This is a genomic window from Azospirillum sp. TSO22-1, from assembly GCF_003116015.1.
Lineage (GTDB): Bacteria > Pseudomonadota > Alphaproteobacteria > Azospirillales > Azospirillaceae > Azospirillum.
Genome location: NZ_LGQZ01000144.1, coordinates 1 through 24,770 on the forward strand (window position 1 = coordinate 1; position 24,770 = coordinate 24,770).

A 24,770-nucleotide genomic window follows, 5' to 3' on the forward strand; every position below is an offset into this window, starting at 1 on the left:
CCGACGAGGCGTGGCACAGACGGGTGCAGTGGTCGACGTTGTTGGTGCCGAAGCCGGTGCGCACCAGCTTCTGGAACAGGTACGCCTCCTCGTTCGAACCCTTGGCCGAGCCGAAGCCGGCCAGCGCGTTGCCGCCGTGCGCGTCGCGGATGCGTCTGAGGCCGGCCGCCGCGCGGTCCAGCGCCTCCTCCCAGGTCGCGGCGCGGAAGTGCGTCCACGGGTTGGCCGGGTCCACGTCGATGGTCTTCGGCGCGCCGTCCAGCCGGACCAGCGGCATGGTCAGCCGGCGTGGGTGGTGCGCGTAGTCGAAGCCGAAGCGGCCCTTGACGCACAGCCGGTTGTGGTTGGACGGCCCGTCGCGGCCGTCCACCGCGACGATGCGGTCCTCCTTGATGTGGTAGGTGATCTGGCACCCCACCCCGCAGTAGGGGCAGATGCTGTCCACCGACCGGTCCGGCACCACGGCGCGGACGCCGGCCACGTCGACCAGACTGGCCGGCATCAGCGCGCCGGTCGGGCAGGCCTGCACGCACTCGCCGCAGGCGACGCAGGTGCTCTGGCCCATCGGGTCGGCCATGTCGAAGACGATGCTCTCCGTCGGGCCGCGCCCGGCCATGCCGATGACGTCGTTGGCCTGCACCTCGCGGCAGGCGCGGACGCACAGCGTGCACTGGATGCAGGCGTCCAGCCGCACGCTCATCGCCGGGTGCGAGCGGTCGTAGGCGGGCTGGCGGGGGCCGCGCGGGAACAGGCCGCCGGTGGCGCCCACCCGCTCCGCCCAGGCCAGGAAGCGGGAGTCCGGGTCGGGCGACGCCGCGCGTTCCGGCTGGTCGGCGAGCAGCAGTTCGAACACCAGCCGGCGCGCCTCCTCCGCCCGCGGCGTCGTGGCCTTCACCACCATGCCCGGCGTCGGGCGGCGGATGCAGGAGGCGGCGAGCGTGCGCTCCCCCTCGATCTCGACCATGCAGGCACGGCAGTTGCCGTCGGCGCGGTAGCCCGGGGCGTCGGCGTGGCAGAGGTGCGGGATGTCCAGCCCCAGGCGCTTCGCCACCTCCCAGATCGTCTCGCCTGGCCGCGCCTCGACCTCGGCGCCGTCGAGCTGGAAGCGGATGCTCATGCCAGTTCCTCCGGGAAATGGCGCAGGATCGAGCGTACCGGGTTCATCGCCGCCTGCCCCAGGCCGCAGATCGAGGCGTCAGTCATCACCTTGGTCAGCGCCTCGAAGCCGGCGCGGTTGCCCGGATCGTGCTCGAGCAGCAGGACGGCCTTCTCGGTGCCGACGCGGCAGGGCGTGCACTGGCCGCAGCTCTCGTTGCGGAAGAAGCGCAGCAGGTTGAGCGCCACCCGACGCAAATCGTCCTTGTCAGACAGCACGATCACCGCCGCCGAGCCGATGAAGCAGCCGTGCGGCTCCAGCGCGCCGAAGTCGAGCGGCAGGTCGCCGAGGCTGGCCGGCAACAGCCCGCCCGACGCACCGCCCGGCAGGTAGGCCTTGAACGCGTGCCCCTCCGCCATGCCGCCGCAGAACTCGTCGATCAGCTCGCGCACGGTGATGCCGGCAGGCGCCACCTTGGGGCCGGGCAGCCGGACGCGGCCGGAGACGGAGTAGGTGCGCAGCCCCTGCCGGCCGTGACGCCCCTGGGCGCCCCACCACGCCGCGCCCTTCTCGACGATGTCGCGCGCCCAGAACAGCGTCTCGATGTTGTTGATCAGCGTCGGCCGACCGAACAGCCCGACCTGCGCCGGGAACGGCGGCTTGTGGCGGGGCAGGGGGCGCTTGCCCTCGATGCTCTCCAGCATCGAGGATTCCTCGCCGCAGATATAGGCGCCGGCGCCGCGGTGCACCCGGATGAAGCCGGGGGCGACGAGGCCGGCGTCCTCCAGCGTCGCGATCTCCGCGTGCAGGATGGCGCGGGCCTGCGGGTACTCGTCGCGCAGGTAAAGGTGCACCTCCGCCGCCTCGATCACCCAGGCGGCGAGCAGCATGCCCTCCAGGAAGCGGTGCGGGTCGGTCTCCAGGTAGTGGCGGTCCTTGAAGGTGCCCGGCTCGCCCTCGTCGGCGTTGACGACGAGGTGGCGCGGGGCGGGCTCGCCGCGCACCAGCCGCCATTTGCGGCCCGTCGGGAAGCCGGCGCCGCCCATGCCGCGCAGGGCGGACTCCTCCAGCGCCGCGATCACCTCCTCCGGCGTGCGCCGGCCGTCGTGGCAGGCGCCGAGCAGCGCGTAGCCGCCCTGCGCCCGGTACTCGGCGAAACGCACCGGCGCGGGGATCCGCACGCGGTAGGTCCCGTCCAGGGCCGCCAGCACGCTGTCGGGTGCGGCCGGCTCGACCGGCGTGTGGTTGACGGTGGCCGAGGGGGCGTGGTCGCAGCCGCCCATGCACGGCGCCCGCACGATCCGCACGCCGGGGCCGAGCCGGCCGGCGAGGTCGCGCACCATGTCCTCCACCCCCGCCATGGTGCAGGCGATGCCGTCGCAGACGCGGACGCTGACCGGCGGCGGGGGCGCTTCCCCCTCGTGCACCACGTCGAAGTGGGCGTAGAAGGAGGCGACCTCGAACACCTCCGTCTGGGCCAGCCGCATCTCCGCCGCCAGCGCTGCCAGATGGCGGACGTGCAGGCACCCGAAGCGGTCCTGGATCCGGTGCAGGGCGTCCAGCAGCCCGTCGCGCCGGCGCGGCGCGTCACCGAGCAGCGCGCGCACCTCCTCCTGCGCCGCCGGGTCGACGGGGCGACCCTTGGGCAGCGCCGCGGGCCGTCTGCGCCTGTCGGGGCTGTTCGGCACGGTGCTCCTCCCAGTATCTGGGATCCTCTATCCGTACTCCAATCCGCGGCCGGGGTGGCATTGGTCTTTATGGCAAGCCGGCACTCCCGAACGACCGCTCCACCAGCTCGCGCGCGATGGCGCCGGTGTGGAAGCTGCGCCCGCTGTCCAGCGCGGTGACGATGACGCGCGCCGGGCTGAACAGCAGGGGGTCGATGGCGTAGAAGTCGCCCTTCACCGCCGCGAAGATCTCGGCGAACGGCCGACCGTGGTCGCGCGAGGCGGAGGAGGGCAGGCGCTGCGCCAGATCCTCCGCCTCGGCGTCCGGTCCGGTGACGTGCAGCTGCACCGTACCGCCGTAGAGGATGGCGTCGTTGGTGCGGCCCATGGCGGTCAGGAAGCCGCCGCCCGGCGGCGGCAGCGGCGCCGTGCCGATGCCGTCCACCACGCGCTCCAGCGGGAAGCCCAGGGCGTGCACCTTGTGCAGCGCCACCTCCAGCACCCGCGCCACCACCTGCACCGTGCCGGCGAGGCTGTGCGTGGGGGTGAGCACCAGCGTCAGCCCCTCCGGCGCGATGCCGCAGTCGGTGGCGACGCGGGCCACCAGCTCCTCCGGCGGCGGCTTGTCCACCTCCAGCACGAAGGCGGCGGTGGTGCCGGCGTCGCGGTAGCCCAGCTCGTCGAACAGGTCCTCCTTGCGCGCCAGAGCGCGTCCGGGGCCGGAGCCGAGCGCGAAGAACTTGCCGTGGCTGAGGCTCCACCCGGCGTACTGGCTGCCGAGGCAGGCGAGCACCGGGGCGGCGCTGTGCACCGTGACGCCGAACGGCCAGTCCGGGCTGCCGCCGGCCCCGCCGAAGGCCACGTGCCCGAGTCCGCCCAGGCACAGCTCGGCGATCCGCCGCCCGGCCTCCAGCCCGCCGGGCGCGCGAATGCCGGCGTCGATGACGCGCGCGCCGCCAATCCGCTCGACGGCGAGGCGGAGCACGGACGCGTCGGCGGCCATACGGTCCGCCAGCGGGGCCGACAGCGCCAACAGGCTGGGGCGTTCGGGAGTGCTCATGCCTGGATCTCCATGGCCTGGGATTCGAGTTGGGCGGCCAGCTGCCGCTGCCGCTGCTCCGCCTGCCGCCGCGCCGAGCCGACGCTGGCGCCCTCCGCCTGCACCGTGCAGACCGGGGCGCCGGCGTCGAGACGCGCCGGCCCGGCCGGGCGGTCGGCGACCCACGCCGGCCAGGGGAAACAGCGGCCGACGGTGACCGGTTGCGCGGCGTAGTGGACGAGCGCCGCCCGGCACCGCCAGGGCGTCGGCAGCGAGTCCGGCAGCCGGCCGGCGCAGGCGTCCACGTGCAGCCCGAACAGCGGCGGCAGCGGCGCCCGGTCGAAGACGTCCAGCGTCGCGCCGGGCCGCGGGTTGATCTCCAGCAGGTGCACCGTCTCCCCGGCCACCAGGAAGTCGGCGCTGACCAGCCCGACCAGCCCGAAGGCGGCGCACAGGCGCGTGGTCATGTCCGACAGCAGGCCACCGAGCCGCCGCGTCGCACGCATCGGTCCCGCCGCGCCGCCGTAGCGGAACGGCTGCTCCGGCGTCGGCGCCGGCCACTGCCGGCTGAAGCCCACGACCACGGCGCGCTGCCCGTCGCCCAACGCCAGGACCGACACCGCGTGGCCGCCGACGCGGCGCTGGAAATACCATCCCCGCGACGCCTCGGCGCCGGGGCGGGTGGCCGGCGGCACCGCCGCGACGTGGCCGCCGCCGCTGCCGCCGATGCGCTTCAGCAGGTAGCGCTCTGGTGAGCCAGGCAGCGCGCGCGCCGCCTCCGGGTGCGGGATACCGAGGCGGTCGAGTGCCTCCGCGAAGGCGAAGGGATCCTTGACCAACGCCACCTGGACTGCGCCGTTGCCCAGCACCAGCCGTGTCCCGGCGATGCGCTCCAGGCGCCGCGGATCGTCCTCGAAGCCGGCGCCGTAGACCAGCGGCAGGCCGCGCAGCTCCGGCCGCTCCAGCGCCTCCATCAGGGCATCGCCGTCCAGGCGCAGGCCGCCCGACGGCAGCCGCAAGCAGGCGGCGGCGAGCTGCTGGGTGTCGTCGTCGGCGAACAGGTCGATGGCCGCCGGCCGCCGGCCCGCCCGGCACGCTGCGGCGGCCAGCGCCCGCGCCGATACAGCGACGACGACGACGTCCGGTTCCCCTTTATCCGGCGAGCGCGCGGGCGGCGTCATAGGCGTCGCGGAAGTCGAGGTAGACCGCCTTGCCGGCGTCGGCGAGGCGTTGCAGCAGCGCGTGCTGCACCTTGAACTTGACGTTGCCGATGGCCAGCGCGCCGATGCCGACGCCGCGTCCGCCGGGCAGCGGCGTGCCGTCGTCCTTGGCGCCGACCCCCTCGACGCCGGAGGGCGGCACCGCGTTGACGTCGGCCGCGGCCAGCAGGCGCTCCGCCGATTCCAGGTGCTTGGCCGTGATGATCTGCACGCCCGCCCGCCCGCAGGCGAACACCACCTCGGCCTCGGCGAGCTGGGCTTCCTTGGAAGCGTCGTCCGGCGCGTCGGCGCAGGCCAACTGCACGTCGAAGCGCTTGTTGAATTCGGCCGCTCTGGGCTCGACGCCGGACAGGCCGCGGTGGCTGACCAGCGTGACCCGCGCGCCGGCCAGCGCGGCGATCACCCCGGCGGTGCTGCCGACCACGCCGGTGGCGCCGTAGACCTGCACGGCGGTGCCCTTGATGCCCTCCGGCCGGGTGCGGCGCAGCGCCCGGTCGACCACGGCGACCATGGCCGCCGCGGTGGTGAAGGCGCCGGACGGATCGACCATCACCGAGATGGTGAAGGGCGGGAACATGGACTGGCGCGCCGCCTCCATCATGTCCAGCGCCTGCACGGCGTCGCGCCCGCCGATGAACAGCCCGGTGCGCGCGGCGTTGGCCGGATCGCGGGAGAACATGGCGTCCTGGGTGATGGCGGCGACCTCGCCCGGCTCGACTTCCGTGTAGGGGAACAGCGTGTGGATGCCGGCGTCGGCGGCCATGTTGACGTCAAAGGCGCTGACGTGCTTCAGCGGCGTCAGCATGTGCAGCACGTAGGGGGCGGGCATGGGGCGTCTCCGGAAAGGTCAGGCGGCGGGGCGGGCGTAGCCGGCGGTCTGCACCACGGCGCCGTCGTTGCGGGCGCGGCACAGGCGGAACTCCAGCGGGCCGTCCGCCCACCGCCGCCGCGCCGCCGCCAGCAGCGCCTCGCCGTCGCCGGGGTCGCCGACAATGGCGAAGCCGGTCGGCCCCCAGGAGCTTTGCCCGACGCCGGGGATACCCTCGGCCTCCAGCCACTCCAGCGCCTCGGCCACCGCGGGGCTGGTGAAGCGCCCGCCCTGCACCGGGGCGAAGTGGTCGCCGACGGTACGCTGCAGCTCGCCCACCGCGCGGCCGAAGCCCTCGGCGTCGCCTTCCACCAGCGCCGGCAGCGCCGTCATCAGCGTCAGCCGGCACAGGTGCGCGGCGCGCTCCGCCGGGAAGGGTGGCAGCGTGTGGAACGCCCGCACCTCGTCGGCGCCGTGCAGGCCCTGGCCGTCGCGGTGCAGGATCAAGAGGATGCGCCAGGGCTCCGGGCAGGGCAGGCGGGCGATGATGGGTGGCGGCTGGCCGTCCGGCCCGCGCCCGCCGTCGAGGATCACCCCGCCGTTCTCGAAGGTCCCGATGCCGATGCCGGAGCGCGCCCCGCGCTCCAGCTCCGCCGCCAGCGCGCGGACCGGCACCGCGCGCCCGTGCAGCTGCGCCAGCGCGCTGCCGACCGCCAGCCCGAGCTGCGTGCCGGACCCCAGGCCGGCGTGCTCCGGAATGGCGTCCTCCAGTGCGATGTCGGCCGCCGCCGGCCAGCGGAAGCGCTCGCACAGCGTGCGCGCTACGCTGAGCGCCCGCTCGGCCGAGGGGCCGGAGGCGCGCAGGCGGTCGGACGGTCGCATGCGCACGGTGGTGCACAGTCCGTCCAGGGTCAGGCCGAGGCTGCCGAAGCGCCGGCCCAGCCCGCCGTTCATATCCAGGAACCCAAGGTGCAGCCGCGCCGGCGCGGTGACCCTTACCTCCCCGAAATATTCGACGCCGTGAGGCATGCTTACCTCATCTGTTCGTGAAGTTGCGTCGTCTTGTTCGACATGATAGTGTCAGAGTATAAAATACGCCCACGCCAATAATGCGTTGTACTTTAGTCCAACGGACTTAAGTGCAGGGGCGCCGCGGTCGCTTCAGGGAGGAAGATTATGACCGACGTGCAGGAACGAGTCTTCACGGACACGGAAGTCGCCGAACGTCTGGCGCAGACTTTGCCGCGCTGGAAGCACGAGAACGGCTGGATCCGGCGCAAGTACAAGACGAACAGCTGGAAGGGCACGCTGATGGTGATCAACACCGTCGGCCATTTGGCCGAGGCAGCGTGGCACCACCCGGACATCACCGCCTCCTACGCCTGGGTCGAGGTGCGGCTGATGACCCACACGGCCAAGGGCATCACCGAGAAGGACTTCCAGCTCGCCCGCAAGATCGAGGAGGTCGTGCAGTGGCAGCCCGCGCAGGAGGGCGGCGCGCTGGAGGGCACACCCAGGGACGACCTGCGCTTCGCCTACATCAAGTACGACTGACGGGGACGGCATGGCGACCCACTGCGACGTCGTGTGCCCGTTCTGCGGCCTCGGCTGCGACGACCTGACCGTGGAGGAGGACGCCGGCCGGCTGGCCGTGCGGTCCACCGATTGCCCGGTGGCGCGCGAGCGCTTCGGCCACACCCCGCCGGCCGAGCCGCCGCGGGTGGGCGGACGCCCCGCATCTTTTGACGACGCCGTGCGCGCGGCGGCCGAGATCCTGTGGACGAGCCGCGCGCCGCTGGTCGCCGGTCTCGGCACCGACGTCGCAGGCGTGCGCGCTGCGCTGGCGCTGGCCGAGCGTGTCGGCGCGGTGGTCGATCACGAGCGGTCGGAGGGGCTGTACCGCAACCTCGCGGTCTTCCAGCGCAGCGGCTGGATCGCCACGACCTTCGCCGAGCTGCGCAACCGCTGCGACCTGCTGCTGGTGGTCGGGCCGGACCCGGCGGCGCTGCACCCGCGCTTCTACGAGCGCTGGGTGGTGCCCCCGCCGGCCCTCCAGGCTCCGGCGCTGCGCGAGGTGGTCTTCCTGTGCGGCGAGCCGCTGGAAACGACGCGGGCCGCATTGGGCGAGGTTCCCTTCACCGTGATCCCGGGCGATGCCACGCAGATCGGCGCGGTGGCGGCGGCGCTGTCCACGGCGTTGACCGACCCGACCGGGGCCGCGCCCGGGATCGCCGGGTTGGCCGAGCGGCTGCGGGCGGCGCACTACGCCGTGGTGGCGTGGGCGGCGGCCGGCTTCCCCGGCGCGCACGCCGACCTGGCGGTGGAACGCCTCGTCCGCCTCGTGCAGGACGTCAACCGGCAGACGCGCTGCGCTGGCCTGCCGCTGGCCGGTTACGACAACGTGGTCGGCGCCAACCAGGTCTGCACGTGGCAGCTCGGCGTACCGCTGCGCACGTCGCTGGCCGGCGGCGCGCCGCGGCACGACCCGCACCGCTTCGCCTGGGAGCGCTTCCAGCACGCGGCCGACGCCGTGCTGTGGATCTCCGCCTTCCGGCCGGAGATGCCGGCCTTCGCCACGGGCAAGGCCGTGGTCGCCCTGGCCCAGCCGGGCACCGCGTTCGCCGCCGAGCCGGCCGTCGTCATCCCGGTCGGCACGCCGGGCATCGACCACGCGGCGCACGTGTTCCGCGGCGACTCCATCGTCGCGTTGCGCACCGGCCACCTGATCGACCGCGGGCTGCCGGACGTCGCCGCGGTGCTGTCCGCCATCACTGCCGCCCTGCCGCAGGAGGCTTCATGCTGACGAAACTGGCGGGTGGGCGGATCTACGACCCGGCCCAAGGGCGCGACGGCGAGGTCGGCGATCTGTTCGTGCGCGACGGCCGCATCGTCGCCGATCCTGGCACCGAGCCGGACGAGACCATCGACCTGTCCGGCAAGGTGGTGATGGCCGGCGCCATCGACATCCACAGCCACATCGCCGGAGGCAAGGTCAACCTCGCCCGCCTGCTGATGGCGGAGGAGCACCGGGCCGAACCCGTCACCGCCGAGGGCCTCTGCCGCTGCGGCGGCGGGGTTGCGACCCCATCCACCCACGTGACCGGCTGCCGCTACGCGCAGATGGGCTACACCGCGGCGTTCGAGCCGGCCATGCTTGCCAGCAACGCCCGCCACGCGCACCTGGAGATGGCCGACATCCCGCTGATCGACACCGGCGGCTACCTCGTGCTGGGCAACGACGACCTGTTCCTGGAGCTGCTGGCGTCGGGCGCCGGGGAGGCGGCCATCGCCGACTACGTCGGCTGGATGCTGACGGCGACGCGCAGCCTCGCGGTGAAATCGGTGAACCCCGGCGGCATCAACGCCTTCAAGTACAACCAGCGCAAGCTGGACGTGGACGCCGTTGGGCCGTTCCACGCGATCACGCCGCGCCGCATCCTCGCGGCCCTGGCGGCGGCGGTGCGGCGGCTGGGCGTGCCGCACCCGCTGCATCTGCACGGCTTCAACCTCGGCGTTCCCGGCAACGTCGAGGCGACGCTGGACAGCATCGCCGCGGTGGACGGGCTGCCGCTGCACCTGACGCACGTGCAGTTCCACGCCTACGGCACCGAGGGCGACCGCCGTTTCTCCTCCGCCGCGACGCAAATCGCCGAGATGGTCAACCGCACGCCGACGCTGTCCATCGACGTCGGGCAGATCATGTTCGGGCAGACGGTCACCGCCTCGGCCGACACCATGGCGCAGATGGGCAACGCCGGCCACGCGCACCCGAAGAAGTGGGCGGTGATGGACATCGAGTGCGACGCCGGCTGCGGCGTCGTGCCGTTCCGCTACCGCGACAAGGCGTTCGTCAACGCGCTGCAATGGGCCATCGGGCTGGAGCTGTTCCTGCTGGTCACCGACCCCTGGCGGATCTTCCTCACCACCGACCACCCGAACGGCGCGCCCTTCACCAGCTATCCCGAGCTGATCCGCCTGCTGATGGACCGCGACTATCGCCTCGCCAAGCTGGCCGAGCTGCACCCGGACGTGCCGGCGCATTGCATCCTGCCCTCGCTGGCGCGGGAGTACACCCTGGGCGAGATCGCCACCATGACCCGCGCCGCCCCGGCGCGCTCGCTGGGGCTGAAGGATCGTGGCCACCTTGGGCCCGGCGCCGCGGCCGACGTGGTGGTCTACACCGACCGGCCGGACCGCCGCGCCATGTTCGAGACGCCGGACCTCGTCTTCAAGGATGGCCGACTGATCGTCCGCGACGGCGTGATGGTGGCGCTGGCGGCGGGCCGCACGCACGTGGTCGAGCCCGGCCACGACCCCGCCATCGAAGCCTGGATCGACCGCCGGTTCGAGGCGCGGATGGGCCAGAAGCTGGCGCATTTCCGCATCTCGGCGGACGAGATCCGCGACGGCGACGGGCTCGTCCGCCACGACTGCCGGCCGGGGGCGTTCTGATGCGGATCAACGGCGTCACCATCGACGACACCTTCGCCGAGGCCTTCCCCATGAAGGGCACCCGGCTGGTGGTCACCGCCGATACGCCGCATTGGGTGCAGGCGGCGGCGGTCACCATGACCGGCTTCGCCACCTCGGTCATCGCCTGCGGTTGCGAGGCGGCGGTCGAGCGCCTGCTGGAGCCGGAGGAGACGCCGGACGGCCGCCCCGGTGCCGCGGTGCTGCTGTTCGCCATATCGCGGGACGAGCTGGCCAAGCAGGTGGCGCGCCGGGTCGGCCAGTGCGTGATGACATCGCACAGCTCCGCCTGCTACGCCGGGCAGCACGAGGGCAAGCCGATCCCGCTCGGCGACGGCCTGCGCTACTTCGGCGACGGCTGGCAGATCGCCAAGCGGATCGGCGGCCGGCGCTACTGGCGCATCCCGGTGATGGACAGCGAGTTCCTGTGCGAGGCGACCACCGCGGTGACCGAGGGCGTGGGCGGCGGCAACTTCTTCATCCTCGGCGCCGACCGCGAGGCCAGCCGCACCGCGGCGGAAGCGGCGGTGGTGGCGATCCGCGCCGTGCCCGGCGCCATCCTGCCGTTTCCCGGCGGGGTGGTGCGCTCCGGCTCGAAGATCGGCGGCAAGTACAAAGGCATGATCGCCTCAACCAACACCGCCTACTGCCCGACGCTGCGGGGGGCGGTGCCGTCACTGTTGCCGGACGGCGTCGACTCCGTCCTCGAACTGGTGATCGACGGCATGACTCCCGAGGCGGTGCGCGCCGCCATGCGCGCCGGCATCGGCGCCGTGGTCAGCATGGGCTCGGCCGCCGGGGTGGTGGCGGTCACCGCCGGCAACTACGGCGGCAAGCTGGGCCGCCACCAGTTCCATCTGCACGAGGTGATGGCATGACCGGCCTCGTCCTCACCGCGCGCGAGGCGGGCGGACCGCCCATCGACCTGACCGGTGTGCTGCCCGAGCGGCTGGCCGACGGCGGCGTCGCGGCGCTTCCGGTGATCCGTGGGCGGGAGCGCGTTCGCCTCGACGAGCTGTTCGAGCTGCGCGACGGTGGCCCGTCCGGCACGCTGATCCTGCGCCCGAACGGCGCCGTGCTCGACAACGTCGGCGCCGGCATGGCGGCGGGCGAAATCGTCGTCGAGGGACACTGCGGCGACAACGCCGGCGCCGGCATGCGTGGCGGCGCGCTGCTGATCGAGGGCGACTGCGGCGCCTTCGCGGCGGCGGAGATGGCGGGCGGGCGGCTGCGCGTCGCCGGCGCCGCCGGGGACTTCCTCGGCGCGCCGCTGGCCGGCAGCCCGCGCGGCATGCGCGGCGGCAGCGTCTTCGTCGGCCGGGCCGGTGACCGGGCGGGCGAGCGGATGCGCCGCGGCCTGATCGCCGTGCAGGGCGACGTCGGCGGCTGGTGCGGCGCGCGGATGATCGCCGGCTCGATCGTGGTGGGCGGCGAGGCCGGGGCGGGGCTCGGCTCCGCCATGCGCCGCGGCTCGATCCTGCTGGCGCGTGACCCGGCGGAGCCGACGCCCGGCTTCGCCGACGGCGGGGAGCACGAGTTGCTGTTCCTCGAACTCATGCGCCGCGATCTGATGGCCGCCGGCGCATGGCCGATGGAGTTCCCGCCGGCCGGAATCCGCGCCCGCCGGCTGATCGGCGACCGCACGGTCGGCGGTCTTGGGGAACTGCTCGTCCTTTCGTACACGTAGCCTCGGCAAGGCTGTGATGCCAAGATGGTGACCGACGCCGCACGAGAACGGCGCCGTGGGGGAGGATGCTCGCCGGATGGTGGAGCCTGCCGTGCACACCCTAAGGTTTGTCGCGCGCCTGCTGCTGCTGGCCGGCGCGCTGCTCGGCGCGTCGACTGCATGGGCAGCGGATCCGCAGGTGATCCGCATCGGCTACCTGACCCGCGAGGAGGAGCCGCGCATACCGCTCACCTTCCTCGAACCGGTGTCCGACGACGAGGGCGTGCAGGGCGCCCGCCTCGGCATCGCCGACAACACCACGACCGGCCGCTTCCTCGGCCAGAGCTTCGAGCTGGTGGAGTCCGTCGTGCCCGCCGACGGCCGCGTCGAGGACGCGGTGCGCGAGCTGACCGGGCAGGGGATCCGCCTGCTGGTCGCCGACCTGCGCGCCGACGCGCTGCTCGCCGCGGCGGCGGCGCCCGAGGCGCGCGGCATGCTGATCTTCAACACCCGCGCCCCCGACGACGACCTGCGCAACGAGCGCTGCCGTGCCAACGTCCTGCACGTGACGCCCAGCCGCCGCATGCTGGCCGATGCGCTGGCGCAGTACCTGGCGCAGCGGCGCTGGACCACCTGGATGCTGATCGTCGGCCGCGCGCCCGAGGACGCCGCCTACGCCGACGCGCTGCGCCGCGCCGCCAAGCGCTTCGGCGCCAAGATCGCCGAGGAGAAGACCTGGACCTTCGAGGATACCAACCGCCGCGTCGACACCGGCCACGTCACCATCCAGACCGAGATTCCGCCCTTCACCCAGGGCCGCGAGCACGACGTGCTAGTCGTCGCCGACGAGGCCGACCAGTTCGGCGAGTACCTGCCCTACCACACGTGGTCGCCGCGGCCGGTGGCCGGCACGCACGGGATGGTGCCGACCGCGTGGTCGCGGGTGCACGAGCAGTGGGGCGCCACGCAGTTCCACAACCGGTTCGAGCGGCAGGCCGGCCGCTGGATGCGGCCGCGCGACTACACGGCCTGGATGGCGGTGCGGGCGGTGGGCGAGGCGGCGACGCGCACCCGCTCCAACGACCCGGCGGCGCTGGCGGCGTTCATCAAGGGGCCGGACTTCACCCTGGCGGCCTTCAAGGGGCAGGGCCTCAGCTTCCGCGAGTGGGACGGCCAGCTGCGCCAGCCGGTGCTGCTGGCCGGGCCGCGCACGCTGGTGTCGGTGTCGCCGCAGCCGGGCTTCCTGCATCAGTTCTCGGAACTCGACACGCTCGGCGACGACCGGCCGGAGAGCCGGTGTCGGAAATGACGAAGGGGGAGGGAGGACGCGCATGACGATGATGAGACGGGCCGCGCTGGCGCTGCTGGGCGTCGCGGTGGCGTTGCCGGCCTCGGCCGACACGATCTTCGTGTCGAACGAGAAGAGCAACAGCATCTCGGTGGTGGACGGCGACAAGCTGACGGTGATCAGCACCATCAAGGTCGGCCGCCGGCCGCGCGGCATCACCTTCAACGCCGACATGACGCGCATCTACGTCTGCTCGGGCGACGACAACCGCATCGACGTGGTGGACACCACGACGCTGAAGGTCGTCGACCGCATGCCCTCCGGCAAGGACCCGGAGCTGTTCGTGCTGGAGCCCGCCGGGCGCCTGCTCTACATCGCCAACGAGGACGACAACATGGTGTCGGTGCTCGACACCTCGGCCAAGAAGATCATCGGCGAGATCCCGGTGGGCGTCGAGCCGGAGGGCATGGGCATCAGCCCCGACGGCAAGACCCTGGTCAATACCTCCGAGACCACCAGCATGGCGCACTTCATCGACACCGCGTCGCACAAGGTGGTCGATAACGTGCTGGTGGACGCCCGGCCGCGCGTGGCGCGCTTCACCGCCGACGGGCGCTTCGTCTGGGTCTCGGCGGAGCTGGGCGGCACCGTCAGCGTCATCGACACCACCACCCGCAAGGTGGTGAAAAAGATCGCCTTCGCCGTGCAGGGCGTGGCGAAGGAGGCGATCCAGCCGGTCGGCATCGTGCTCACCCGCGATGGAACGCGGGCCTTCGTGGCGCTCGGCCCGGCCAACCGGGTGGCGGAGATCGACGTGCAGACCTACGAGGTGAAGAAGTATCACCTCGTCGGCCAGCGGGTGTGGAACCTGGCGCTGTCGCCGGACGAGAAGCGCCTCTACACCACCAACGGCGTCAGCAACGACATGTCGGTGCTGGACATGGAGCGCGGCAAGGTCGTCAAGTCGGTCGGTGTCGGCGGCGCGCCCTGGGGCGTGATCGTCAAGCCGTGAGCGCGGACGGCGGAACGGTGGCCCAGTCTGCATCGGTCGTGGCCGAACCGGTCCTGGCGGTCGAGGGGCTGAGCCACCGCTTCGGCGAGCGGACGGCGCTGGACGGCGTGTCGTTCGCCATCCCGGCCGGCCGCTTCACCGCGCTGCTCGGCCTCAACGGGGCCGGCAAGACGACGCTCTTCTCGCTGGTGACGCGGCTGTACAACCACCGCGCCGGGGCGATCCGGGTGTTCGGCTTCGACATGCTGCGCCAGCCCACCCAGGCGCTGGCCCGCATCGGCGTGGTGTTCCAGCAGCCGACGCTCGACCCCGACCTGACGGTGCTGCAGAACCTGCGCTACCACGGTGGCCTGCACGGGCTGGCGCGTTCCGTGATCGAGGAGCGGGCGCGCGAGGAACTGGCCCGTATCGGCCTGTCCGACCGGGCTGGGGAGCGGGTGCGCACGCTGTCCGGTGGGCAGCGGCGGCGCGTCGAGATCGCCCGCGCCCTGCTGCACCGGCCGAGCCTGCTGCTGCTCGACGAGCCGACCGTCGGGCTCGACATCGACCTGCGCCGGCAGGTGCTGGAGCATGTGCACGACCTCTGCCGCGCACAGGGCCTCGCCGTGCTGTGGGCGACCCACCTGATCGACGAGGTGCTGCCCGGCGATGGCGTCGTCGTGCTGCACCGCGGCCGGGTGTTGGCCTCCGGATTGGTGGAGGAGGTGTGCGCCGGCTCCGGGACGCTCGGTGAGGCGTTCGCCCGGCTGACCGGGGGAGGGACGCGATGAGCGCGCTGCTGTACGGACGCTGCCTGCGCAGCGTGGTGGTCCGCGAGGGGCTGCGTTTCGTGCACCAGCGCGAGCGCTTCTTCGCGGCGCTGGTGCGTCCCCTGGTCTGGCTGGCGCTGTTTGCGGTGGGGTTCCGCGCCGTGCTCGGCCTGTCGATCATCCCGCCCTACGAGACCTACATCCTGTACGAGGAGTACGTGGTGCCGGGGCTGGTCGGCATGATCCAGCTGTTCAACGGCATGCAGAGTTCGCTGTCCATGGTCTACGACCGCGAGATGGGCAGCATGAAGACCCTGCTGGTCAGCCCGCTGCCGCGCTGGTACCTGCTGGTGTGCAAGCTGCTGGCCGGGGTGATGGTGTCGATCGTCCAGGTCTACGTCTTCATCGCCGTCGCCTGGTTCTGGGAGGTGCAGCCGCCGCCGCTGGGCTATCTGGCGGTGTTCCCGGCGCTGCTGGCGAGCGGGCTGATGCTGGGGGCGCTGGGCCTGCTGCTGTCCTCCTTCATCAAGCAGTTGGAGAACTTCGCCGGGGTGATGAACTTCGTGATCTTCCCGATGTTCTTCGCCTCCAGCGCGCTCTACCCGCTGTGGCGGATCCGCGAGGGCAGCCCGGGGCTGGCCTGGGTGGCCGAGCTGAACCCGTTCACCCACGCGGTCGAGCTGATCCGCTTCGCGCTCTACCTGCGTTTCGACGCCACGGCGCTGCTGGCGGTGCTGGCGGCGCTGGTGGTGTTCCTGGGCGGCGCCATCGCCGCCTACGACCCGGGACGCGGCTTCTGGGCGCGCCGCGGCGGTCCGGCCGAGCAGGGGTAGACCCGCGCAACGTGGGGATGTTGGGGGGCTTCGCCTGTTGTTGCCGGTGACGCGTGCGCACACCGCCACGCATACCAGCATCAGAACCGGGGAGATTCCCGATGAAGGAGCTTCGCACCGCAATCGCCACGTCCGTCCTTGCCGTGGCCCTGGCCGCCGTGGCGCTGCCGGCGGCGGCCCAGTCGTCGTCGACCGGCACGTCCTCGACCGGCACCACCACGCAGGGGACCGACACGACCACCGGCAAGCTGCCCGACAACACCCTGGCCGGCCAGCGCCAGGGCGCGATGACCGGCGGCACGGCCACGCAGGGCGGCGAGGGCTCGGCCGCCGGCGCGACCAGCGGGTCGTCGGGCACCGAGACGACCACCGGCAAGCTGCCCGACAACTCGCTGGCCAACCAGCGCCAGGGCACCATGAGCGGCGGCACGGCCACGCAGGGCGGCAGCGGCTCGACGGGCAGTTCCTCGACGGCGCCGAAGTAAGCGGCTATCCGTCGCGGGTGGGCGGTCGGGTGGTGCCGACGGCGTGGAAGCCGGAGGCGTCCTCCTCCGGCCGCTCCACCGCGCAGCCCCAGCGCAGCTCGTTGTCCTGCGCGTAGCGCTTGCCGAGCTGCCAGGCGATCTGCGCCCGCGCCAGCTCGACGCCCAGGTAGAAGGCGTGGCCGACGTCGCCGCGCGCGTCGAGGCGCGGGTAGAGGTCGAACGGATCGACGCCCGTGTGGTGGCCGTCGCGGTTGTAGAGGTGAATGCCCTGCGCGGTGACCTCGATGCGGTAGTTGGGGTCGCGGATCTTCGCCGCCAGTTCGGCCACCTGCTCGGGCGTGCTGGTGAACGGCTTGCGGTCGCGCAGGCAGAGCAGCCCGTCGCCGAAGCCGCGCGGCAGCGCGCCGGCCTCGTGCGCGGCGAAGAACTGACGGCGCGCCGCGTCGAACTCGCGGACCGCCGTCCGGCAGTGCGGGCTGACCTGCACCGCCAGCACGTGCTCGATCCCCAATTCCGAAACGATCCCCATCAGCAGCGCGTTCACGCCCGGCGTGTCGGCGTCGGTCAGCTCCGTGACGTTGCCGATGCCCATCAGGATTTCCAGGTCGGGATAGCGCGCCCGGACCTCGCGGTAGCGGACCAGGGAGTCGGTGAAGCCGTGGTGGATCGGCTCCAGCACCGGGTCGGCGATGCAGCGCCGCCCCTTGGCGCGCAGCGCGTCCACCGTGCGGTACAGCGAGGGCAGGTCGTCCGGCGTGGTGGGGATGACCACGGGCACCGCGTCGGTCTCGCGCGCCACCCACGCCGTCGCCTCGGTGAGGCTCAGCAGGTAGTTCGCACCCGCCCGCGCGCCGCGCAGCAGCGCCTCCGGCTCCAGGGAATCGACGCTGACGGCGACCCCGGCGGCGCGCAGGGCGGCGACCGCCTCCTCCAGGTGCGGGAAGGGCTGATCCGGCAGGCAGCCGAGGTCGATGACGTCCGCCCCCTCCGACACCAGATACGCGGCGCGCTCCAGGATGGCGGGAACGCCGAGCAGCGGTGCGTCGGTGATCTCGGCGAAGATGCGGGTGCGGTAACGGGTCAGGTCGAGCGGGGCGGCCTGTCGCCGGAAATGCTGCGGCAGGTCGTCCAGCTCGTCCGGCCCGCGCTCGAACCGCACGCCGAAATGCGCCGACAGCCGGTCGAGGTCGCCGCGGAAGCGGCCGGGCAGCAGCACGAGGTCGGCGTCGCCCACGGACGGCAGGCGGCGCAACACGATCTCCGTCGTCGCCAGCGCAGCCACCTTGATGCCCAGGCTGGCCACCGTGGTGCGGAAATCCAGCGGCTGCAGGGAGTCGAGCACCCGCCGCAGCCGCGGCTCGGCCAGATCCCCGGTCAGCAGGAGGACGTGTTCGGCCACGGCGGCCTCCCGCGGCACGGGCGGAACACTGAGCCCTGTGGGAAAGCGATGAATCTTTGGGCGTCGTTAACCATTGATGCCTAAGTTTTGGTCCGGACGTATGACCTAGATCATAGTACCGAGGCCGGCGGTACGGCCATGCTCGGGGGGCCGGGCTGGCATGGTGCTTGCGTAGATCGGTTTGCCTGTTCCAAGTGTCGCGCACCCACGCAGGAGTGAGTAATGCTTGTCACGTTGTCGATGGTGTTCTGTCTGGTTTCCGACCCCACCCAGTGTCAGACGGTCAATCCGTTGGTCCCTGACGACCAGCCCCTGACCGTATCGAGCTGTCAGATCGCCGGGCAGATCGAGGGCGCCAAGTGGGTCAACGAGCATCCCAAGCACCGCCTGATGCGCGTCCGCTGCACGCTCGGCAAGCAGCCGCGGGAACAGGGCGCCTGATCCGCCGTCACCGCGTGTACGCCGTCGGCGTGCGGTCGTCCGGCACGAAGGCGCCGGGCGGGATAAAGCCGGGCTCCACGTAGGCGTAGTACAGCGCGTCGAGCTGCGCCCACAGCAGCTCCGTCTTGAAGCGCAGCGCGCCGATGGCGGCCTGCTGCTGCTCGGGCGTGCGGGCGTTGTCGAGGACGTAGGCGAGGCCGAACTCCACCTCGCGCGGCGCCTCGTCCAGGCGGCGGCGGAAGTAGCTGAGCGTGCGGTCGTCGGCGAACTCGTAATAGCGCTCGAAGCCGGCGATGCGCTCGCGGTGGATGGCCGAGGCGAACAGTTCGGTGAGCGAGGAGGCGATGGCCTCCAGCAACGACCGCTCGCGCACGAAATGGACGTAGGCGTCCACCGCGAACCGCGTCGCCGGCAGCAGGCCCTTCAGCGACGTCACAGTATCCCGGTCCAGCCCCAGCCCGTCGGTCAGGCGCAGCCAGCGCTCGATGCCGCCGACCCGGGTCTCGCCGGTTCGGGCGTCGGCGCCGATCCCGTCGTGCTCCTGCACGCGGTGCATCCAGGCGCAACGAAGCTCCCGATCGTCCATGCGGGACATGATCGAGAGGTCCTTCCGCGGGATCGAGATCTGGTAGTAGAAGCGGTTCAGCGCCCATGCCTGGACCTGCCCGCGGTTCAGCTTGCCGCCGTGCAGCAGCTTATGGAACGGGTGCAGGTCGTGGTACTGCCGCTCGCCGACCGCGCGCAGCGCCTGTTCCAGCTCCTCACGCGTCATCGGGTTCGGCATGAACCGGGCTCCACGCCGTGGAGATGAAAACGCGGGCCGCCGGCGAACGGCGGCACCGCGGTCTTGCAGTCGGCTGCGGCCCTCAGAGGACGGCGCAGCAATAGGCGTTGATTTCGGTGCCGACGCAGATCTCGATGACCTTGGGCTTCCGCCACGTCTTCATGATGCCTCTCCCTGGACAGGGTGTGACCGGTTTCACGGCTCCGGTGCCGATAGAGTATCGTGTTGCCGTGCTTTAGAACCATTCTACTTTGGTGCAAAAGGGGCATCGATTCGGGACAGGCGCCGCGCTCAATGCCGGACCGAACGCTCCGGCGGCGCATGGTGCGGGGCCTGGAGCGACAGCTTGCCGGCGCAGATCACCGCCTGCGTCCGGCTCTGCACGTCGAGCTTGCGTAGGATCGCCGAGACGTGCGCCTTGACGGTGCTCTCGGTGACGTCCAGCAGGTAGGCGATCTGCTTGTTCGGTCTTCCCTCGACCAGCATCTGCAGCACCACGCGCTGCTGCGTCGACAGGCTCTCGACCCGTTCGGCGAAGCGCAGGTCCTTCTCGCTCAGCGCGCCCTTGCGCTTGCCGTCCTTGGCGTCGGTGGGCGGCAGGTAGACGCCGCCGCCGATGACGTGGTTCAGCGCCTTGACCATGGCGTCCATGGTCAGCGACTTCGGGATGTAGCCGACCGCGCCGTAGGTGATGGCGTCGTGCGCCACGTCCGCCCCCTCGTCGGCGGAGACGACCACGACCGGCACGTTGGGAAACTCGTTGCGCAACTGCACCAAGCCGCAGAACCCGGTCGCCCCCGGGATGTTGAGGTCGAGCACGACCAAGTCGAACTCGGCGCCGGCGGCCAGACTCATCATTTCATCGAGGTCGCTCGCCTCGATGAACTCCGCGTCGTGATACACGGCATCTATGACATTGTGCATCGCAGTACGGAAAAGAGGGTGATCGTCCGCGATGAGGACGCGCGCCTTTTCGGCGCCGGCGGATGGACTCGCGCTCGTCATTGTGCGTCACCGATTTGTATTGTTTGGTTTCCTCCCACTTTTCCCATAATGGTTCATGGTGCCAACGGTAACAATACGACTTTGGCACAGGTGGAGGGGTAAGGGTATTACCGAAGCTCACTGAGGATCGCCCGAGTGAGCGTACCCAGTCGTTGCTCGCGCTGCACCGGCGCCTCGCACAGGTAGGTCTGCGCCCGGCGCCGTTCGGTGAACAGGCGCTGCAGCCAGTACAGCTCCTTCTCGATCTCGGCGTCCTCGGGCGATCCGGGCTCGACCGCGCCCCGTTTGGCGAGCAGCGCGTTCATCCGCTCGGCCAGCGCGTTGACGCCGGCCGCCTGCTTGCGGATACCGTCGATGACGGTGTGACGCTCGGCGTTGGTGCGCTCCAGCAGCGTGGCGAACAGCGCGGTCAGTACCCGGTTGCGGGTGGTGTCGTCGGACTGTTCGGCGGCGAATCGGGCGATGCGGTCCTCCGGCGGCGGGGTGGCCGCGGCCGGGTTGGCGGCGAGCAGCTCGGTGGCCAGCGTGGCGACCGCCTGCGCGTGCGCACCGTCGAGCGCCACCGCCTCGCCGTCGATCGGCGGTCCGTCCCAGATCGACGCGGCGGAGATCGCCGGCACCAGCAGCTGCGGGCACGGCCATAGCGGATCCACGTCGGCCGCCCCGACGGCGCCGGCATGGTCGACCAGGGCGACGACGAGCGCGAGGGCGGGCAGCAGCGTGCGGTACACGTGTCTCATGGGCGGACTCCCTTGCCCAGGAGTGTGCGTGCGCCTCGTCCCGGCGTCCATTCGACCTTGGTGCGGCTACTCACTGCGTCGGCTCCGCAGGTGCACCAGCAGGGAGCGCAGGTGCGCCGGCTTGATCGGCTTGGTCAGCAGGTGCAGGCCGTGCGCCTTGACCCGCGCCAGCACCTCGTCGGAGCGGTCGGCGGTGATGATGATGCCGGGCACCGTCCGGCCGCAGCGCTTGCGCACGGCCTGCAGCGCGTCGATGCCGATGCGCCCCTCGTCCAGGTGATAGTCGGCGATGACCACGTCGATGGCGTCCGGCCGTTCGGCGATCAGCGGCAGCACGGCGTCGGCGCCGTCGCCGTGGATCAGCTCGCAGCCCCACTCGTGCATCAGCGCCGCCATGGCGGCGAGGATGGTCGGCTCGTTCTCGATCAGCAGCACGGAGACCCCCTTCAGCGACCCGGCTTCGCTGCGGATCGCCGCGGGGTGTGGCGCCTCGATGCGGTCGGCGCTGCCGTAGGGCACCTCGACCGCGAAGACCGAGCCGCGGCCGAACGTCGACTGCACGTGGATCGGGTGGTCGAGGCGCCGCGCGATGCGGTCGACGATGGCCAAGCCCAGCCCGGCGCCGCAGTCGCGCGAGCTGCGGCTGCCCTTCAGGCGGTGGAACTCGATGAAGATCTCCTGCGTCTTGTCGGCCGGGATGCCTATGCCGGTGTCCGCCACGCCGATGCGCAGCCCGGTGGGTGTCCGCCGGCAGCCCAGCAGGACTCGGCCGGTCGGCGTGTAGCGCACGGCGTTCGACAGGAAGTTGCGCAGGATGCGCCCCAGCAGCGCCATGTCGCTGCGCACCACCGCGCCGCTCGGGACCACGCGGAACTCCAGCCCGCGCTGTTCGGCCAGCGGAGAGAACTGGGTGGCGAGCTGTCGCAGCAGCGGTTCGATGCGGAAGTCGGTGACGTGCATCGGCAGCACGCCGGCGTCCAGCTTGGAGAGGTCGAGCAGCGTGTTCAGCAGGTCGTCCACCGCCTCCAGCGACTCGGTGATGTTGTCGACCAGCGCCATGTTGTGCCGGCCCAGCCGGCGCTCCGCCAGCGCCGCCACGAAGACGCGCGCGGCGTTCATCGGCTGCAGCAGGTCGTGGCTGGCGGCGGCGAGGAACTTGGTCTTCGACAGGTTGGCCTGCTCGGCCTCCGCCTTGGCGCGGCGCATGGCCTCCTCGGCGGCGATGCGCTCGCCGATCTCGGCGCGCAGCTTGTCGTTCAGCTCGGTGAGCGCGCGGGTGCGCTGGGCCACCCGCTCCTCCAGCATCCGGTTGGCCTCCTCCAACTGCGCCGCGGCGCGCTTGGATTCGGTCACGTCCTGCAACAGCGAGAAGAAGCCCAGCACCGTCTCCCCGTCCGGCGCGCGGTGCGGCACGTAGACGGCGTGGACGTAAGCCGTCTCGCCGTTCGCCGCGGGAGTCGTCATGTCGAACTCGCAGCTCTCGCCGGCCAGCACGCGCGCGGTGTAGGGGCGGCGCAGCGCGTACTGCTCGGGGGTGAGCAGGTCGCGCAGCCGCTGCCCGGCGATCTCGGTGCGGGTGCGGCCGATCCAGTCCTCGTAGGCGCGGTTGGTGAACTGGTAGCGCTCGTCGCGGTCGAGGTAGGCGATGCGCGCCGGGATGGCGTCGGTGACCAGGCGGATGCGCCATTCGCTGTCGCGCAGCGCCGCTTCGGAGCGGCGCAGGTGCGTGATGTCGGCGAAGGTGGTGACGAAGCCGCCGTCGGGCATCGGGTTGCTGCGCACCTCCAGCGTTCGTCCGTCGGGGCAGTCCAGTTCCAGCGAGCGGGTCGGGATGCTGCGCGTCGATTTGAGCCAGCGCACCAGCGCCTCCGGCTCCCGCCCGTCGTCGGCGAACGGCCGGCGCACCGCCGGCAGCGCCAGGAAGGAGGCCAGCGGCGCCCCGGCGCGCAGCCGCCCCTCCGGCAGGTCCAGCAGCTCGGTCAGCCGGTGGTTCCAGGCGACCAGCTCCAAGTCGGCGTTGAACACCGACACCCCCTGCGAGAGGTTGTCGAGCGTCGCCTGCAGCAGGGTGGACTTGGCCGCCAGCTCGCGCTCGCGCCGGCGGCGCTCCTGCGTCTTGATGGCGGTGATGTCGCTGTAGATGCCGACGAAGCCGTTCTCGTGGGTGGGCCGCTCGCTGATACGCAGCCAGCGGCCGTCCGCCATCTCCAGCACGTGGGTGTTGCGGCGCTGCCGCCCGTCGGAGCGGCGGGCCAGCCAGCGCCGCGCCTCGGCGGACTCGCGGATCAGGCCGCGCTCGGTCGCCCGGGCGATCAGCTGCTGGAACGGCACGCCCGGCCGCAGCAGGTCGCCGACGCCGCGCCACAGCGCGTGGAAGGTCGAGTTGAAGATGACGATCCCGCCGTCGGAGTCGCACAGCACGAAGCCGTCGGAGATCGCCTCCAGCGCGTCGGTCAGGCGGTTCTGCGCGGTTTCCAGGCTGCGGGTGGCGGCCGACAGCTCCCGGTTGGTCTGCTCGATGTCGTGCAGCGCGGTTTCCAGCTCCAGCGTGCGGCGGCGCACCTGCTGCTCCAGCAGGCTGGCGGTCTGGAACAGGGCGAAGCTGTTGCCGCCCAGGTTCATGCTGCGCTCGACGTGGTCCATCAGCGCGTCGTTGACCCGCCGCAGCCGCGCCACCTCGGCGCGCAGCCCCTCGACGTCGTCAGGCGGGTCCTCGCCCGGCCCGCCGCGGATCAGATTAGGCTTGGGACGGGTCATGGGTGTTGCGCCAGCCGATGGCGACCCCGGTGAAGGTCTGGTTGATGTGCATGGACTGGTACTGCTCCCCGTAGGTGCAGAATCCCACCACGTTGTTCTCGCTGAGAATCCGCCCGGCCTGCCCGGTCAGGCCCTTCTGCTCCAACTCCAGGAAGCGCAGGATGCACTCGCAGCCGATCACCAGCTGCAACGGTCCCAGGCGCGCGCGCAGCGAGGCCAGGCGCTCCTCCAGGTCCTCGACGATGCCGGTGTCCTCGGCGATGCGCAGGACCATGCCCTCGTCGATAGCGCACATGAAGGTCAGGCTGCCGTCCTCGCCCACCTGCTGGATCGAGCGCACGTAGTTGCCGCCGCCCGAGCGCACGACCAGCGGGTGCGCAGCGAACACCGCGGGCGTCAGCTCCTCCGGCCGCACGCCGATCAGGCGCGCGTACTCGGTCGCCGCCGGGCGGCCGTTGATGCCGGTGACGATGCGCTCGGTCGGGATGGCGCCGGTCACCACCATGCGCCGGGCCGAGGCGACGAAGTGCTCGGTCTTGAACACCTCGAAGGCGAAGCGGGTGGAGACCAGGATCAGCACCGCGCTGCGCTCGTGGAACGCGCCGTCCTGGTAGACCAGGGTGCGCTGGAAGCAAAGATCGTCGCCGGCCGAGCCGCCGAGGATCGGGATGCTGCCGAGCACGCTCTGCAGCGAGCTGATGACCGTCTCCTCGCTGCGCGACAGCCCGTCGATCAGCAGCAGCGCGAAGGTGCGCATCGGCAGGTCGGACAGCACCGTCTGCGCGTTCAGCTCCGACAGGGCGTCGCGCACCATCTGGTGCCCGCGGGCGATGGCGAAGTTCGGCAGGTCGTCGATGAGGCCGGTGACGGCGTGGAAGTCGGGGGCGGCGAAGCTGATGCCGACGATGGAGTTGGCGGTGTAGCCGTCGGGCGCGATCTCGCGGGTGGTGGTGCAGCCGGCGATCTCCGCGTCCGGCCACTCGGCGCGCAGGCGCGGCGCGATGCAGTCGAGGTCGAAGCAGGTCGAGGTGAAGAACAGGACCAGGGAGATGTTCGGCTGCCGCAGGTCCTCGATCAGCCGGGAGATTACCTCCTCCGTGTCGAGGCCGTGCGATACCGCCATCCGGACGCACGAATGCCGACTGTCCAGGCGCGGCAAAGCCTCGCGAACCAGCATGGCTCCTCCCTCTGTTCGTCGTTGTTTCTTGTCTTCGTGCTGCGTTCGCCTTTGTAGGGCGCACGTTCGTCCATAGTATCCATCATGCTATGACTCCGGCGGTGCGGCAACGCCAAAGTGGAATTGTAATCCAG

23 protein-coding genes are annotated in these 24,770 nt (G+C 71.7%); 11 read left to right on the forward strand and 12 right to left on the reverse strand.

The genetic code is table 11. From position 1 onward, the window contains the following. The 6 genes from TSO221_RS30105 to TSO221_RS30130 all read right to left on the reverse strand — a co-directional run. The coding region (locus tag TSO221_RS30105) for a 2Fe-2S iron-sulfur cluster-binding protein (RefSeq protein WP_146208947.1) at positions 1 to 1,117 on the reverse strand (1,117 nt) is incomplete at its 3' end. Beyond that, positions 1,114 to 2,784 carry an NADH-ubiquinone oxidoreductase-F iron-sulfur binding region domain-containing protein gene (locus TSO221_RS30110; protein ID WP_247878333.1) on the reverse strand — a complete coding sequence of 557 codons (1,671 nt, stop codon included), beginning with the start codon at positions 2,782 to 2,784 and terminating at the stop codon, positions 1,114 to 1,116. The genes TSO221_RS30110 and TSO221_RS30105, both read right to left, overlap by 4 nt. A 67-nt stretch (positions 2,785 to 2,851) precedes the next feature. Further along, complete coding sequence (gene mch, locus TSO221_RS30115) at positions 2,852 to 3,823, reverse strand: methenyltetrahydromethanopterin cyclohydrolase (protein ID WP_109122201.1); 972 nt, start codon at positions 3,821 to 3,823, stop codon at positions 2,852 to 2,854. Beyond that, a complete protein-coding gene (locus TSO221_RS30120) occupies positions 3,820 to 4,983 on the reverse strand; it encodes an ATP-grasp domain-containing protein (protein ID WP_109122202.1) in 1,164 nt (387 codons plus the stop codon). Before TSO221_RS30120 ends, mch begins: the two co-directional genes overlap by 4 nt. Continuing rightward, entirely contained in the window at positions 4,955 to 5,851 is an 897-nt protein-coding gene (locus TSO221_RS30125) for an NAD(P)-dependent methylenetetrahydromethanopterin dehydrogenase (RefSeq protein WP_247878334.1), read from the reverse strand. The genes TSO221_RS30120 and TSO221_RS30125 overlap by 29 nt, the downstream gene beginning before the upstream one ends. An 18-nt stretch (positions 5,852 to 5,869) precedes the next feature. Continuing rightward, on the reverse strand, positions 5,870 to 6,859 hold the full coding sequence (locus TSO221_RS30130; protein WP_109122203.1) for a beta-ribofuranosylaminobenzene 5'-phosphate synthase family protein: 990 nt from the start codon (positions 6,857 to 6,859) through the stop codon (positions 5,870 to 5,872). A 147-nt stretch (positions 6,860 to 7,006) separates the two neighbouring features. Here TSO221_RS30130 and TSO221_RS30135 point away from each other — a divergent pair, with 147 nt between their 5' ends. The 10 genes from TSO221_RS30135 (at position 7,007) to TSO221_RS30180 (ending at position 16,333) form a co-directional block, all read left to right on the forward strand. Further along, positions 7,007 to 7,384 (forward strand): 4a-hydroxytetrahydrobiopterin dehydratase, encoded by a 378-nt coding sequence (locus tag TSO221_RS30135; RefSeq protein WP_199229686.1) that lies wholly within the window; start codon positions 7,007 to 7,009, stop codon positions 7,382 to 7,384. A gap of 10 nt (positions 7,385 to 7,394) precedes the next feature. Further along, positions 7,395 to 8,633: a formylmethanofuran dehydrogenase gene (locus TSO221_RS30140; protein ID WP_109122205.1), complete on the forward strand. Its 1,239-nt coding sequence runs from the start codon at positions 7,395 to 7,397 to the stop codon at positions 8,631 to 8,633. Further along, positions 8,627 to 10,282: a formylmethanofuran dehydrogenase subunit A gene (locus tag TSO221_RS30145; protein ID WP_109122206.1), complete on the forward strand. Its 1,656-nt coding sequence runs from the start codon at positions 8,627 to 8,629 to the stop codon at positions 10,280 to 10,282. The genes TSO221_RS30140 and TSO221_RS30145 overlap by 7 nt, the downstream gene beginning before the upstream one ends. Beyond that, positions 10,282 to 11,178: a formylmethanofuran--tetrahydromethanopterin N-formyltransferase gene (gene fhcD, locus TSO221_RS30150; protein WP_109122207.1), complete on the forward strand. Its 897-nt coding sequence runs from the start codon at positions 10,282 to 10,284 to the stop codon at positions 11,176 to 11,178. Before TSO221_RS30145 ends, fhcD begins: the two co-directional genes overlap by 1 nt. After that, positions 11,175 to 11,987: a formylmethanofuran dehydrogenase subunit C gene (locus tag TSO221_RS30155; RefSeq protein ID WP_109122208.1), complete on the forward strand. Its 813-nt coding sequence runs from the start codon at positions 11,175 to 11,177 to the stop codon at positions 11,985 to 11,987. Before fhcD ends, TSO221_RS30155 begins: the two co-directional genes overlap by 4 nt. A 76-nt stretch (positions 11,988 to 12,063) precedes the next feature. Then, on the forward strand, positions 12,064 to 13,275 hold the full coding sequence (locus tag TSO221_RS30160; protein WP_109122209.1) for an ABC transporter substrate-binding protein: 1,212 nt from the start codon (positions 12,064 to 12,066) through the stop codon (positions 13,273 to 13,275). 22 nt (positions 13,276 to 13,297) lie between these two features. Next, the gene (locus TSO221_RS30165) at positions 13,298 to 14,266 is read left to right on the forward strand and encodes a PQQ-dependent catabolism-associated beta-propeller protein (protein ID WP_109122210.1); all 969 of its coding nucleotides are present in this window, start codon (positions 13,298 to 13,300) and stop codon (positions 14,264 to 14,266) included. A gap of 17 nt (positions 14,267 to 14,283) precedes the next feature. Further along, complete coding sequence (locus TSO221_RS30170) at positions 14,284 to 15,036, forward strand: ABC transporter ATP-binding protein (protein ID WP_247878335.1); 753 nt, start codon at positions 14,284 to 14,286, stop codon at positions 15,034 to 15,036. Continuing rightward, positions 15,033 to 15,848 (forward strand): ABC transporter permease, encoded by an 816-nt coding sequence (locus TSO221_RS30175; protein WP_109122212.1) that lies wholly within the window; start codon positions 15,033 to 15,035, stop codon positions 15,846 to 15,848. The genes TSO221_RS30170 and TSO221_RS30175 overlap by 4 nt, the downstream gene beginning before the upstream one ends. 101 nt (positions 15,849 to 15,949) lie before the next feature. Continuing rightward, positions 15,950 to 16,333 carry a hypothetical protein gene (locus tag TSO221_RS30180; RefSeq protein ID WP_109122213.1) on the forward strand — a complete coding sequence of 128 codons (384 nt, stop codon included), beginning with the start codon at positions 15,950 to 15,952 and terminating at the stop codon, positions 16,331 to 16,333. Between the two features lie 4 nt (positions 16,334 to 16,337). Here TSO221_RS30180 and TSO221_RS30185 read toward each other — a convergent pair whose 3' ends face one another. Beyond that, positions 16,338 to 17,732, reverse strand: a complete 1,395-nt coding sequence (locus tag TSO221_RS30185) for a DUF6513 domain-containing protein (RefSeq protein WP_109122214.1) — start codon at positions 17,730 to 17,732, stop codon at positions 16,338 to 16,340. A gap of 222 nt (positions 17,733 to 17,954) precedes the next feature. Between TSO221_RS30185 and TSO221_RS30190 the strand changes: the two genes are divergently transcribed. Continuing rightward, on the forward strand, positions 17,955 to 18,173 hold the full coding sequence (locus tag TSO221_RS30190) for a hypothetical protein (protein WP_247878336.1): 219 nt from the start codon (positions 17,955 to 17,957) through the stop codon (positions 18,171 to 18,173). Positions 18,174 to 18,180: 7 nt separating this feature from the next. On the opposite strand, the gene pqqC is transcribed toward TSO221_RS30190, so the two are convergent. The 5 genes from pqqC to nosP all read right to left on the reverse strand — a co-directional run bounded on the left by pqqC (position 18,181) and on the right by nosP (position 24,636). Beyond that, positions 18,181 to 18,957, reverse strand: a complete 777-nt coding sequence (pqqC, locus tag TSO221_RS30195; RefSeq protein ID WP_109122215.1) for a pyrroloquinoline-quinone synthase PqqC — start codon at positions 18,955 to 18,957, stop codon at positions 18,181 to 18,183. A gap of 291 nt (positions 18,958 to 19,248) precedes the next feature. Beyond that, positions 19,249 to 19,962, reverse strand: coding sequence for a response regulator transcription factor (locus tag TSO221_RS30205; protein ID WP_109122217.1), 714 nt, complete (start codon positions 19,960 to 19,962; stop codon positions 19,249 to 19,251). Positions 19,963 to 20,069: 107 nt separating this feature from the next. Then, a complete protein-coding gene (locus TSO221_RS30210; protein WP_109122218.1) occupies positions 20,070 to 20,702 on the reverse strand; it encodes a hypothetical protein in 633 nt (210 codons plus the stop codon). Between the two features lie 66 nt (positions 20,703 to 20,768). Continuing rightward, complete coding sequence (locus TSO221_RS30215; RefSeq protein WP_109122219.1) at positions 20,769 to 23,459, reverse strand: NahK/ErcS family hybrid sensor histidine kinase/response regulator; 2,691 nt, start codon at positions 23,457 to 23,459, stop codon at positions 20,769 to 20,771. After that, the gene (nosP, locus tag TSO221_RS30220) at positions 23,440 to 24,636 is read right to left on the reverse strand and encodes a nitric oxide-sensing protein NosP (RefSeq protein WP_247878338.1); all 1,197 of its coding nucleotides are present in this window, start codon (positions 24,634 to 24,636) and stop codon (positions 23,440 to 23,442) included. Before nosP ends, TSO221_RS30215 begins: the two co-directional genes overlap by 20 nt. Positions 24,637 to 24,770: the final 134 nt, after the last annotated feature.